This is a genomic window from Spirosoma aerolatum, assembly GCF_002056795.1.
GTDB lineage: Bacteria > Bacteroidota > Bacteroidia > Cytophagales > Spirosomataceae > Spirosoma > Spirosoma aerolatum.
Genome location: NZ_CP020104.1, coordinates 2,603,389 through 2,616,500, shown reverse-complemented (window position 1 = coordinate 2,616,500; position 13,112 = coordinate 2,603,389). Strand labels below are relative to the sequence as shown.

At 48.4% G+C, this 13,112-nt stretch carries 14 protein-coding genes; 2 read left to right on the top strand and 12 right to left on the bottom strand.

Translation table 11 applies throughout. The features are described from left to right. Nucleotides 1-10: 10 nt before the first annotated feature. From B5M13_RS10485 to corA, 9 genes are all read right to left on the bottom strand, one after another. Nucleotides 11-943, bottom strand: a complete 933-nt coding sequence (locus B5M13_RS10485) for a bifunctional riboflavin kinase/FAD synthetase (protein ID WP_080055624.1) — start codon at nucleotides 941-943, stop codon at nucleotides 11-13. Nucleotides 944-1,007: 64 nt separating this feature from the next. Next, nucleotides 1,008-1,718, bottom strand: coding sequence for a tRNA pseudouridine(55) synthase TruB (gene truB / locus B5M13_RS10480; protein ID WP_080059878.1), 711 nt, complete (start codon nucleotides 1,716-1,718; stop codon nucleotides 1,008-1,010). Between the two features lie 88 nt (nucleotides 1,719-1,806). After that, a complete protein-coding gene (locus B5M13_RS10475) occupies nucleotides 1,807-2,652 on the bottom strand; it encodes an undecaprenyl-diphosphate phosphatase (protein WP_080055623.1) in 846 nt (281 codons plus the stop codon). A gap of 119 nt (nucleotides 2,653-2,771) precedes the next feature. Further along, nucleotides 2,772-3,110: a DUF3098 domain-containing protein gene (locus B5M13_RS10470; RefSeq protein ID WP_080055622.1), complete on the bottom strand. Its 339-nt coding sequence runs from the start codon at nucleotides 3,108-3,110 to the stop codon at nucleotides 2,772-2,774. A gap of 108 nt (nucleotides 3,111-3,218) precedes the next feature. Beyond that, nucleotides 3,219-4,100: a cell division protein FtsX gene (locus B5M13_RS10465; RefSeq protein WP_080055621.1), complete on the bottom strand. Its 882-nt coding sequence runs from the start codon at nucleotides 4,098-4,100 to the stop codon at nucleotides 3,219-3,221. 110 nt (nucleotides 4,101-4,210) lie between these two features. Continuing rightward, nucleotides 4,211-4,984 (bottom strand): tRNA pseudouridine(38-40) synthase TruA, encoded by a 774-nt coding sequence (gene truA, locus B5M13_RS10460; RefSeq protein ID WP_080055620.1) that lies wholly within the window; start codon nucleotides 4,982-4,984, stop codon nucleotides 4,211-4,213. A gap of 96 nt (nucleotides 4,985-5,080) precedes the next feature. Next, nucleotides 5,081-6,448 (bottom strand): DUF6600 domain-containing protein, encoded by a 1,368-nt coding sequence (locus B5M13_RS10455; protein WP_317046997.1) that lies wholly within the window; start codon nucleotides 6,446-6,448, stop codon nucleotides 5,081-5,083. A gap of 164 nt (nucleotides 6,449-6,612) precedes the next feature. Beyond that, a complete protein-coding gene (locus B5M13_RS10450; protein ID WP_080055618.1) occupies nucleotides 6,613-7,437 on the bottom strand; it encodes a mechanosensitive ion channel family protein in 825 nt (274 codons plus the stop codon). A 115-nt stretch (nucleotides 7,438-7,552) separates the two neighbouring features. Further along, nucleotides 7,553-8,503, bottom strand: coding sequence for a magnesium/cobalt transporter CorA (gene corA / locus B5M13_RS10445; protein WP_080055617.1), 951 nt, complete (start codon nucleotides 8,501-8,503; stop codon nucleotides 7,553-7,555). A gap of 112 nt (nucleotides 8,504-8,615) precedes the next feature. Between corA and B5M13_RS10440 the strand changes: the two genes are divergently transcribed. Then, nucleotides 8,616-9,944 carry a chorismate-binding protein gene (locus B5M13_RS10440; RefSeq protein ID WP_080055616.1) on the top strand — a complete coding sequence of 443 codons (1,329 nt, stop codon included), beginning with the start codon at nucleotides 8,616-8,618 and terminating at the stop codon, nucleotides 9,942-9,944. 80 nt (nucleotides 9,945-10,024) lie between these two features. On the opposite strand, the gene B5M13_RS33700 is transcribed toward B5M13_RS10440, so the two are convergent. Beyond that, the gene (locus B5M13_RS33700; protein ID WP_170061115.1) at nucleotides 10,025-10,189 is read right to left on the bottom strand and encodes a hypothetical protein; all 165 of its coding nucleotides are present in this window, start codon (nucleotides 10,187-10,189) and stop codon (nucleotides 10,025-10,027) included. Between the two features lie 68 nt (nucleotides 10,190-10,257). Further along, nucleotides 10,258-10,500: an adhesin gene (locus B5M13_RS10435; RefSeq protein WP_080055615.1), complete on the bottom strand. Its 243-nt coding sequence runs from the start codon at nucleotides 10,498-10,500 to the stop codon at nucleotides 10,258-10,260. A gap of 179 nt (nucleotides 10,501-10,679) precedes the next feature. Here B5M13_RS10435 and B5M13_RS10430 point away from each other — a divergent pair, with 179 nt between their 5' ends. Further along, nucleotides 10,680-11,741 carry a glycoside hydrolase family 130 protein gene (locus B5M13_RS10430; RefSeq protein ID WP_080059877.1) on the top strand — a complete coding sequence of 354 codons (1,062 nt, stop codon included), beginning with the start codon at nucleotides 10,680-10,682 and terminating at the stop codon, nucleotides 11,739-11,741. Nucleotides 11,742-11,837: 96 nt separating this feature from the next. On the opposite strand, the gene B5M13_RS10425 is transcribed toward B5M13_RS10430, so the two are convergent. Further along, a complete protein-coding gene (locus tag B5M13_RS10425; RefSeq protein ID WP_179950484.1) occupies nucleotides 11,838-12,920 on the bottom strand; it encodes a hypothetical protein in 1,083 nt (360 codons plus the stop codon). Nucleotides 12,921-13,112 lie beyond the last annotated feature (192 nt).

Here is a 13,112-nt window from a genome sequence, read left to right as displayed (position 1 = left end):
CCATCTTTAATTACTTCTGACTAAGCACTACCCGCGCCGTTTCCTCGTCTCGTTTCAATTGAGCTACGAGTGCAGGAAGGCCGTCGAATTTTTGCTCCGGGCGCAGAAACTCCCGAAATTTCAGGGTCATGTGTTCGCCGTAGATGTCCTTGTCAAAATCGAAAATATACGTCTCGATGGTTTGGTGCGTCCCCGCCACAGTCGGGCGGAATCCGATGTTAAGCATTCCACCCAGCGTTTGTCCACCGTACGCCACCTCAACCGCATACACCCCATTGGCAGGAATTAATTTTGTTGGATCATCGACCTGCATGTTGGCCGTAGGGAAGCCAATCGTACGGCCCAACTGACGGCCTTTTACAATCGTACCTGTCAGGTTGTAAGCACGTCCCAGCAAGCGATTTGCGGTGTGAACATTGCCTTCGTTCAGGGCCGCCCGAATTTTAGACGAACTAACCCCTACTGCATCCACATCCTGACGGGGTATTTCTTCCACCTCAAATCCATACTCATTCTGATGAGCACGAATATATTCAAACCCGCCTTCGCGATCGCGGCCAAAACGGTGGTCGTAGCCAATAACCAGCTTCTTAGTACCAATTTTATCGATCAGAATCTGGCGGATATATTGCTCGGATGTCAGTTCAGAAAACGAACGCGTGAACGGAATAACCACCAGATGATCGACACCTGCCTGATCGATCAGTTCAATTTTTTCGTCGAGCGAGGTCAGCAATCGTAGATTCTGACTATCGTTTGATACGACCGTTCGCGGATGCGGCCAATAGGTAATCAGCACCGACTCGCCCCCATTCGTTTGGGCTATCTCAGTTAGCCGCGCCAGAATCGTCTGATGGCCTAAATGAACCCCATCAAATGTACCGCTGGTAACTACCGCATTGACTAAAGGTTGTATGTCGTTGAGACCGTTGTAAATAATCATGTTCAGTCGCTAATCGTGAGTCATCAGTTTGAAAAAGTCGGCAACGTTACTATTGCTGACTTTTTCAAACTGATGACTCACGACTTATCTTTATAAACTCGTCGATGGTATGGGCTTCTTCGATACGAAAATGACCAATCCGCGTTCGACGCAGGCTACTCATATAGGCACCATTGTTGAGTAACATCCCCAAATCGCGTACGAGACTGCGAATATAGGTGCCTTTCGAACATACGATGCGAAAATCTACTTCAGGGAAACGGCTGGCATCAACCTCAAAAGCAGAAACCGTCACCTGCCGAGCCTTAATACCTCCCTCCACACGGTCAGCGGTTTCGCCACGTCGGGCTTTTTCATAGAGCCGTTCTCCATTGACCCGCACAGCTGAGTAAATGGGGGGCACCTGCAAGATGTCGCCCGTCAACTGTTGAGCTGCTGCCTGAATCTGATCGGCTGTAATACCCGTTGTGTTGAATTCAGCATCGAATCCCGTTTCCAGGTCGACCGAAGGGGTTGTTTTACCGAGCACTAACGTACCCGTATATTCTTTTTCCTGCGCCTGATACTGGTCAATTTGTTTGGTCATCTTGCCCGTACAAAGAATGAGCAGGCCAGTTGCCAACGGATCGAGCGTACCGGCATGGCCGATTTTCTTGAATTTACAGGCGTATTTTAACTTATTGGCGACATCGAACGATGTCCACGTAAGCGGTTTATCGATCAGGATAACCTGACCGGGATCAGAAGCAGGGCTTATTTCAGTTTGTTGTGACACAGCAATACACGGAGAAACCGCAAAGATACACAGAGTAAAGCCCAATGCGTGTCTTTGTGGTTCCTCGTATATTGTTGCACTCTACTTTTTAGAGAACATCCAGCTTTACACCAGCTGCCAGCAAACCCAGCAACACCAGCCCAAGCACGATCCGGTAGTACCCAAAAACTTTAAAACCATAACGGGTCAGGAAACTAACGAAGCCCCGAATTGCCAGCATGCCAACTACAAAAGCGATGGCATTCCCGATCAGCAGCGTTTGATAATCGTCGGGTTGAAGCAGTTTATAGGTTTTCAGCAGTTTATAACCCGAAGCCGCAGCCATAGTCGGCACCGCCAAAAAAAAGGAGAATTCGGCCGCCTGAGCCCGAGTTAATCCCTGGAACATACCACCGATGATGGTTGCCGCCGACCGCGAAACCCCCGGAATCATAGCAATACACTGAAAAAAGCCGATTCGGAGCGCATCAGGCACGGTAACGTCGCCATCTTTTGGCTCCCGATTCACAATTCGATCAATGAACAGCAGGATGATACCACCCACCAGCAACATGATGGCCACGACCGTAACATTCTCCAGCAGTGAATCGATGAAGTCGTTCAGTGCAAAGCCGATAACAGCAGCGGGAAGAAAGGCAATCAGAATTTTACTATAAAAATCGAGCAGAGGCTGCAAACGGGGAGGAAATGATTTCAGGTAACTGGGTATGGTAAAATTACCCGTACGAGGATCGGTCAGAAAACGACGATGGTACAACACCAGTACCGACAGAATACAACCGAATTGAATATCGACCGTGTAGAGTTTGGTAAATTCATCACTGGCAATGCCAGCCAGCGATGAGTAGATAATCATGTGCCCGGTTGAGGAGACGGGCAGAAACTCGGTTAAGCCCTCAATAATCGCCAGTACAATTGCGTGAATCAGCTCCATTAACTAGTATAAAAAAGGTATAGCGTTGTAAAATTGTCGAGTTACCGTCAGAAAATCGTTTCGGCAAAACTACTTTACAACGCTATAACTTTATAGCACTTCAACTTTATAACTTTCCGCTACGCCTTGGGTCGGGTCAGGATGGCAACGAATTCCAGAACAAAACCGCTCATTACCACAATCGGGCCGAGGGTCAGTCCTAAAAAGCCAAAACCAAACTCTTCCTTATCGAGGCTCATAATGAAAAACCCGGCCAGAATAACCCCTATTCCAATTAGCATGAATAGGTAGTTCTGTTTCCCGAACGGAAGTGCCGCAGCTGCCGATGGTCGCAACGGTTCGCTACTTACGGGCCGAATAGGCGTACTTTTTGGAGCAGTCGTCGGCGTGACTGTCGTTTTTTTTGCTGGTTCTTCGCGAGAGAGCGTAGCTGAGCCAGTCTGCTTATCTTTTGCCATCGTTTCGTCTATTTAATGGAGAATGAACATTAGCGAGTAAAAATGACTGAACAAACCCTCAGCTGTCCATTACTCTTTACGCATTATTCCGTTTAAACTATTCACTACTTAGTAAAGCTCATCCAGTGTTAAGCCGAGGTAACGATTTACGGCCTGAAACGTACTCAAAAAGCCAATCAATATACCTAATCCAACCACACCCGCCATCAGAAAAATGGTCTTTTCAGTATCCTGAAACATCCCCACTTCGGGTAGGTTATGGATGGCAATCTGTAAACAAATCAACAACAGGGCGACCGCAATCAATCCAGCCAGAAATCCCTGCCACATACCCCGGCCCAAAAAGGGTCGGGTAATAAATCCATTCGTCGCTCCTACCAGTTGCATACTCCGGATGAGCATACGCTGTGAATGAAGCGCCAGCCGGATCGTATTATTCATCAGCACCACAATGATCACTAACAAAATCACGGCAAATGCCGACATGACGGCGTAAATCTTGGTGATATTCCGGTTGATGTTATCGACCAGATTCTCCTGATAAACTACTTCAAATACCCCATCGATCTGCTCTAAATCCTGCTTTACCTGCTGCAATTTCGCTTCTTCAAAATACCCTTCGTTGAGTTTGATGCGGTAGCTGTCATGTAAGGGGTTTTCTCCTAAAAACTTCGAAAAATCCTCTTTGGTTTCGGCAATAAATGCTTTGGCCGCTTCGTCTTTCGTTACCAGAACTACCTGCGGCTTTCCATCTGTTCTCAAAACGTAAGGGCGTTCGGCAATGGTCTGAAAAAGTTTTTCTATTTTTTTCTCGTCCAGGTCTTTATCCAGAAACGCCCGGATTTCGTAATTTTCACGAATATAGGTAACCAGTTTTTTCGACTGAATAGCCAGTAAACCGCAAAAACCAATTAAAAACAACGCCAGCGTCAGACTAAACAAAATCATACCGCTGGGATAGGCACCAACTTTCTTTTTTATACGAGCCATTCAGGGGTTCGTGTTATGTGACAAAAATAATGGATTCAACTGCTAAGCGGTCGAATTTAAGAAAATTTAAGTGAAGCACAGAGGGAAGGCGATCAGTAGTGCCAATTAGCCTATGGCCTTGGCCCACTATTCCTGCTCATTATCACCTCTTCTGGGTAGCCCACCTCAACCAGATATAAGCCATTTGCCGGAACAGCTCTTCCAGCCTCATTCCGGTCTTTCGCCTGTATAATCTGCTCAAACTGATGGATATCCATCCGCTCCTGTCCTATCTCAAGCATCGTGCCGACAATTGTACGTACCATGCCCCACAGGAAGCGGTCGGCCCGAATATGAAACGTCAGGCAATCCTCGTTTATGCGCTCCCAATAGGCAAAATCGAGACGGCAATGAAAATGATTGACATTGGCCCGCGCCTTACTGAAACTTTGAAAATTTGTGTAATTCAGCATACACTGGCAGGCTTCGTTCATTAATTTCTCGTTGAGTAGTGGCCGGAAATGATACGTCAGTCCATACACAAAGACGTCCTTTTGCCGGGTAATGTGATACTGGTAATATCTGAAAGTGGCCGAAAATCGTGCATGATCTGTTTTCCGAACCGGAAAGATAGCCCGAATGGCAATATCCTCCGGCAGAAGGCAATTCAACGAATAGATAAATGCTTCCGATAAACTAAGCTGCTCATCGGTATCAAAATGGGCAAATTGCTGCCGGGCATGTACTCCCGCATCTGTGCGCCCGCTGCCCACTACATAAACGCGTTGACCCAGACGTTGGCTGAGCGCAGCTTCCAGCGTAACCTGAATACTAACACCGACCGTCTGTGATTGCCAGCCGCAGTAAGCCGTTCCCCGATACGACAATTCAATAAAATAGCGCATAGGGAGCAAAAATAGTCAAGGATGGTCAGGTGATAACGAAAACGCCACATACCCTGTAGGCATATGGCGTTTTCTGAAACGATTGATTCACGTAACTTATCGGGGGCCTCGCTGATGGCGCTCGCCAAAACCACCCCCGCCCTGTTGCGGCTGTCCCGGGTTATGCTGAGGTAACGACTGAGGTCGGCTTTCCTGCATCCGCTGGAAACCACCGCCACTTTGACCGCCCTGCATAGGTTGGCTATTCATTTGTGGCTGCCGCTCAACCCGGTCAAACGACCGATTCGGTTGTTGCTGAAAACCACCCTGCGGGAAGTTTCTTGGCTCATTCCCTCCCATTCGTCCGCCATTTTGAAAACCATTGTCGCCCTGTGACGCGTTACCGGGTGAATAATTCCCACGGCTTGGGGCTGGTACTGGCGAAGGCATTGTACTATTACCAGCATTAGGCGATGGTGCGTTATTAAAACCGCCACTATTACCCCCACCATTGCGCTCCATTGGGAATCCATTGCCCCGACTCATGCCCCCATTGTACTCACGGCTGGGCACGTTGCTGCCCCCATCGTAGTTCGGGCGATTATCATAGCCTGGGCGACTATCGTAATTCGGGCGATTGTTGTTAAAGTCACCATTATACCGTCCGCCCCGATTATAGGTCGCGTTACCACCATCATAATCCCGACGGGGTGCGTTATTGAAGCGATCATTATTATCACGACCGGGATTATGGGCAATTGCAGAACCAGGACGATAAAAACCGACGGATCCGTTGCCAACTACCGACCGACCAGGCCGATCCATATGTTCGACACGATACACCGGAACGTTTTGACGGGTTGCCCGTTCAATATCAGTTCTCGGCGGCCCATAGGCATACGCTCGTCCACCGCCCCGATAATAGTTATTGATAATCGTTGTTTGCTGATAGACATTCACTACGCGTGGGCGTGGCACACAATAGCTATACAGATTCGGGCTGGTTATGTAAATCTGGGGGACAAAATTCCAGTAAAACGAAGGGATATTGATGTTGACATTAATATCCCAGCCAGGTGCCAGTGGTGCCCATCCATAATACCCTCCACCCGACCGCCATGATACCCACGCAGGAGCCCAGTCGCTACCTGGCACCCAAAGCCACCCACCGTAGGCAGGGTCGTAAATCCAGCGACCATAGTGAAACGGCGCCCAGCCCCAGGCATAATCGGATACCCAGGTATTGCCATATTCGGTCATGACCCAGTGACCTGCACTGGCATACGGCTGAAAATTAGGTCCGGCATTGGGTAGCCACACATTTCCGTAGCCAGGGTACTGCATCCATTGCCCATATGGAGACAGTTCGTTATAAAACGACTCAACAGGCACCGTAACACCGGGTTGAGCAGCGGCTTCCTGCACCAACGATGGACTCAATGCCAGTAAAGTCATCAGTGCGAGCCGTTTTATTGTGTTTAGCATGTTCATGGCGATTCATTCGTAAGCGGTGAGTACTGACACTCATCATGAGTTAGACTCATTTGCCGTAAAAACGTTTAACGAATCAGCAAAAAAACTGGTATAAAAACGCCCACCTGAACAACCAAAGTCCAGGTGGGCGTTTTTGTTAGGTTCCGAACGAATGGCTATTCTTCGTTTGTAATAAACATTTTCGGCTTGGGAGCTTCGATACCGTCTTTACCAAACTGCCGGGCAATATGCTCGAGCATGTAATAGTACGTATCCCAATAGGTGTCGCTCTTGGTCCACACACGCACATCGTAGTCACGTGAGTTAGCCCCCAGTTTTGCAATCAGCACATCATGCTCCCGATCCTGAAGCGCATATGGGCAGGCTGCAATGACTTTCTGAATCGACACCTTGGTAGCGTCCAGATCATTTTGACTGCCTACCGTATACACCTGATCAACACGAATAACTCCCTTTGTGCTGATATTCGTAATAGCAGCAGTCGACAATGATCCGTTGGGCAGAATGATCGTTTTGTTATCCAGGGTTACCAGCGTTGTATCGAAAATTCGGATCGCTTCAACATTTCCCGTAAAACCTTGTGCCGTAATCAGGTCGCCTACCCGAAACGGCTTAAAAATTAAGATTAATACGCCCCCGGCAAAATTGGATAAACTACCCTGTAAGGCTAGTCCTACGGCCAGACCAGCCGCTCCAATGATAGCCACGAACGAGGTCGTCTGAACACCCAGCGTGCTGGCAATACTAAGGAGTAATAAGACCCTCAACAAACCATTGACCAACGATAGCAGAAAGGGTTGTACATCCCGATCGACATGCCGTTTGGTCATAGTAGTAGCCAGAATTCGGGTAATCCAGCCTATAGCCCAAAGGCCAACGATAAGTGTCAGGATCGCCAGCAGCACACGGCCACCATAAAGCGTAACAAAGGTGACTACCTGCGTGTAAAAAAGTTCCAGTCGGGTTTGCGCCTGTTCCATAGTGAAGGGGAATTTGTTTGACAATCAGACGCTAACCCCTTAAAAAGGTAACTCGCTGACATCCCCCTTTTCATCTATAATTTTGATAGCCTACATCGTACAGGCCCGTCAGGCTTCACAACCAGTTTTTCCGACGGAATATCCAAACGGTCAGGGCCGACGAAAGCACCATCATAGCCAGCGCAAATACATACCCATATTTCCAGTGAACTTCGGGCATCTCATCGAAGTTCATACCCCAGATGCTGGCCAGCAAGGTTGGCGGCAGAAAGACCAGCGACACAACGGTAAAGATTTTGACGACCCGGTTCTGCTCCAGGTCAATCAGACCGAGGTAGGTATTTTGCAGGAACTCCAGTCGCTCGAAAATGAAATTTGTGTGTTCGATCAGCGAGTTAATATCCTTGATGAGGGTTCGTAACCGTTGCTGCTCCAGTTCATTGAACCAGCCATCAGAGCGAATCATGGATGAAATAACTCGCTGTTTATCAACCACATTTTCCCGAATCAACATGGTTAGCTCCTGATAATCGTTGATATTCAGGAGCATCTCGCGGTCCAGATTGGCATCCAGATCGAGCATCCGGTTGATGGCTTTGATTTCGTTCGATACTAACTCGATCAAATCAGCATCGTAATCGATCCGTGACTCAAAGATGGAAATCATGATCTGGGCCCCATCGCTGAAAACTGCCCGGCGCGACTTAATCCGCTTTACCGTATCGGCAAACGATTTCAGATCAGCATTACGGTAGGTGAACAACGTGTCATCTTTCAGGATAAAACTCACCGGCACATTCACATACCGTTGTTCCTTATCAGGAATAAGAAAGTTGGAGTTGGCAATCATGAAATCATCTTCTTCGATGTACCGCGAACTACTTTCAATTTCCAACTGCTCCTGCTGACTCAGAAAATCGACATCGAATTTTTCTTCGACACTCTTTATTTCGGCTGGGGTTGGATTCTGCAGATCGACCCATAGGGTTCGTTCGGTGTCGGAGAAGGAATCAATGTCCCGAATTTTGCGGACGGCGGTTTCGTCCTGTTGAAAGATACGAATCATAAGCGTTGGCCGGACTGATAATCCAACCGCAAAGTTCGTAGAAAATGCAGCACAAATTCACCGTAAAATATGTTATCGTTGTAGCCGACCCCCAATTGGCTGGCTATCTATTATGCAACCTGAGTCTGTAAGTAAATTCGTTTCGAGTACTCCAACTACCAAACGTCGCCTGTTTGTACCGGCTCCTAGTGCTATTGATTATTGGGAAGCGGCACTCTCGGTAGGCTTTCCGGCTGCTCTCTGGCGATTACCGAATCAGCAGGATAAACACCTGATTGTATCGTTCGATGATGTACTACCACGGGTGTCGGCCGATCTGGAAGAGTTGCCCGCTGGTTTTGTAATCAGCCCTTTCGACAACCTCGCCCGGAGTATGCATGTTGAAGCACAGCCGGATGAACATTTAGATACGACCGACTACGTTCCGCAAACGCTCTTTTTGCGGGCCGATATTCAGGCAACATTTTCGGGCAATTCTTCCCTTGCCAATCAGCCCACTCATTCAGATAACTCGTCAGCGAAAGCTGAGCCGTTCTGGCAGGCGGTCCGAAAAGCCATCGCTACAGGCGACCAACCCATATTGAGTAACCCGGTAGCCCTTAACGAGCCGCATGCACAGGAACAATATGTTCAGAATGTAGCAGAAGCGGTTGAAGCGATGCAACGGGGCGAATTCCGCAAAGTGGTTTTATCACGCACAAAACAGGTACTGTTCGCTGAGGCTCCCAATGCGGTAGCGTTGTTCGATAAACTTTGCGAAAAATACCCGAATGCCTTTGTATCAGCGGTTTCGATACCAGAGAAAGGGCAAATCTGGATCAGCGCTACTCCCGAACGACTGGTCAGCCAAAATGCCGATGGTATTTTCCAGACAGCCGCCTTAGCCGGTACCCAATCGGCCTTCAATCCAGATGGCACTGCTAAGCGTCCAGCCGAGGCTATGTGGTCACAAAAAGAGATTGAAGAACAGGCGATTGTATGCCGCTACATCATCGAATGTTTCAAGAAGATCCGTCTGCGGGAATATATTGAAGAAGGGCCAAAGAGTGTTATAGCCGGGAATCTGATGCACCTGGGCACCTCGTTTACCGTCGATACGCAGGCAGTGCGGTATCCCCAGTTAGGAACCGTCATGCTTCGGTTGTTGCACCCAACGTCAGCCGTTTGCGGCACTCCCCGCGATGTAGCGTTCCGGTTTATCCAGCAACATGAAGCCCATAACCGCGAATTTTATAGTGGTTTTTTAGGCCCTGTCAATATCAATACGAATCAGGAGGGGCCGTCGAGTCATATTTTTGTACATATCCGCTGCATGAAACTCGAAGGCAAACAGGCAACACTTTACGCAGGGGCAGGTATCACCGAAGATTCAGTTCCCGAGCGCGAATGGCAGGAAACCGAGATGAAATGCCAGACGCTGCTTTCTGTAATAATTGAATGAGTGAGTGATAGAATGATTGAATAAAAAAGCTTGCGTCAGCCTATTCAATCATTCTATCACTCACTCATTCAATCATTGGATTAAGCTCCTTCGGCGGGGTCGTTGGGAGCGCGGGAGCCATCTTCGGTGGTGCGATCACCAGCTTCACTGGCAGCCGACGACTGGGTTTCAGAATCGGGAGCTGTGCCCTCCTCATCCGCATGTTTAGTAGTCACTAAGGGCTCTTCAGCCGGATCTGGTTTCATAACGGTGTATTTGGTTCGACAAGCGTATAACTCAGAAATCGATCTCTGAGTTATACATGCCGGGCTAATTATTCCATACTATCGTCGTCCAGATCGTCTTCGATGTCATCATCATCCAGTTCTTCCAGATCGTCTTCATCGAAATCCTCCAGATCATCGGCCCCAAACTCTGAATCGACACCGGGGTCGTCTATTTCATCAAAGTCAACGTCATCGTCGTCAAAATCATCATCATCATCAAAAGCAAATTTGGGATCAGGGTTCAACATCAGCACGTCTTCATCCTGATCAAACGTTGGCTGGTAAATCATGGTCAATAAAGGATAAATGTTGGTTCACTCGACATAACGCGGCTCTTTCCCGTAAGGTTTAGCCAGCGCTCAAACTTATTCAATAAAAGCTCAAAACTACAAGCCTGCTATCAAGTTTATGCATAATAGTGCCACAATTGTTGCATCAACTGGAAAAAAATAGCTTTTTGGCTCAGCTAATGAAGAATTACCAGCTCCGACGGTTGTCTGATCAACCTATTCTGCAAACCCATGATGTCAAACCGAGCGTTGAAGGATTTGACGTTCTGGGCGCCTTTAATCCGGCAGCCTGCCTCTTCAACGATGAAGTTATTCTTCTAGTACGCGTGGCCGAAGCCCCAAAAGCTGAACCAGGCTTTATTCGTATCCCACTCATCGACGTAGTAGATGGCATCCCTACGCTGTCGATCAAACAATTTCCGGAACCCAGCGAACCTTACGACCCCCGCTTGCTTTCGCTAAACGGAAAAGTTTATTTAACCTCGATGAGCCATTTGCGACTGGCCCGCAGTCGGGATGGTATTCACTTTCAGATTGAGAATAAACCTTTTTTATTCCCAGCCCGCCTTGATGAAGCCTTTGGTATTGAAGATGCCCGCATTACGTTTCTGGAGGGTAAATACTGGATCACCTATACAGCCGTATCCGAGCATGGGCCAGGTGTAGGCTTGGCCGTCACCACCGATTTTGTACACGTAGAACGCATCGGCATGATTCTCCCACCCCCTAACAAAGATGTGACCCTGTTCCCCCAACGGATCAACGGGAAGTACATGCTGCTGCACCGGCCCATGGTTTCGGAAATAGGTAAACCGTCAATTTGGCTGGCCGAATCGGACGATAGTATCCACTGGGGCAATCATCGCTTTCTGTTTGGCGGTCGGGGACATATTGACACCGACCCACTTGGTCATTCCTTTAGCTGGGAAGGCGGCAAAATCGGAGCCGGGCCTGAACCAATACTCACTGACGAGGGCTGGCTGGTGTGTTATCATGGAGCCGACGCAACCCACTCGTATTCGCTGGCACTTGCCCTACTGGATAAAGACGATCCCGCGCGGGTACTTGATCGCTCTAACCTCCCTTTGCTTACCCCCGAACATCTATGGGAGCGGGAAGGCTTCTTTCCGAATGTTGTATTCTCCAACGGCTGGATTCAATGGCCCGATTCCGGGCGTATCTGGATGTATTACGGAGCCGCCGACTCGGGCATAGGGTTGGCCGAACTGGTCCGGGTGTAAACAAAACCCCGGCCAACAAACTGTCGACCGGGGTTTCAATCCATGGATTGCCATGACTAAGCAATCCAGTCTATACCTGACTAGTGCTATTCTTTTTTAGGCGGCCATGCGCAGAAATGAATCGTGCTCCGAAGCTGGGGCACTAAGCATGGGCGCAATGATGGTATTCATTCGTTCGCGTACGAAACTCTCCTGCAAATAAGAAGGTAACTTAGCCACTAATTGGCGATACGCCTGCATACCCAACGCTTTCGCAATATACGCTTCGTGTACGGAGTTCACATGCGCAACGATATTGACCAGACTCTGATGAAACAGCTTCACATCGATTTCCGAATCGACAAACCGTTCAATTTCTCGGTTGGTCGACGAAATGCGTAGGCGGCTCAGCATGTCGAAATAGGTTGTGTAGCCGATCTGTTTGGCCAGTTGCTTGTATTGCTCCACACTGAACTTCTGTAAGATCTCACCCGTTTTTGGGCTTCGTAGCGCTGTTTTCGGGTTATTCTGAATGGCGTTGCGCAAGGCTTTCACCCGTTGATCCCGCGTGGTTTTCAGAAATTGTGCCAATTCGGCCTGAACAGACCCTTCGCGCGAAGGCAGCAACAGGTCTGATTTAGTCGCCACGCTAAACCGTTTGGCCATCGGCAACCGTTGAATCCGGTAATTATTGATAGGGCCAAGGGCATAATAACCAATCGAAGCGGGGTAATAGCCACGTACGACCATGTTTCCAATCCGCTTCCGAATTAACTCTTCGTTGCTCACATTCACGCCCTGAACTGCCAGAAATGCCCGTGCGCTGAACAACGCACTGTAATAGGCCTGTGGGAACGTCCAGTGCAGGGAGCTTTGCAGATACTGTTCGTCGTTGACGACCGGCGTAATCCGCAAGGCGTATTCGGCACTCCAGCTATTGAGTAATAGCTTTTCCAAAGCTTTCCGACTCTCGTCCGTCACGCGCCCATAGAACTGCTGAAAAATGGGAAATTTAGCGAGATCGAAGAGGTCGTTCTGGTGATGGATATGATAGTCCATCGAGAAAAAATGGTTCAGAAACACTTGCGCTGGAATAGATTTCCGCCAGCTATCGTCGAGCGGCAAATTGCCCGTTGAAGCGGGTGCAAGGGATGCCTGAGCGTTCGGGGAATGCATCGTTGCGTTGGTTTTCTGTGTCATACAATAGTAACGAAAAAAGGCTTTTTCCCGTTCATTTTTTCACAATTATTTACACAGCACAATACGCTGATAATCAACAAATTATACACTATTTTTCAACTCAAAAAAGAGCCCTTATAACAACCCATTAGAACATAGCCGATAGCCCATTTATAAGGCATTTAACGTACTTTTGAGGGACGTTTCAACGTT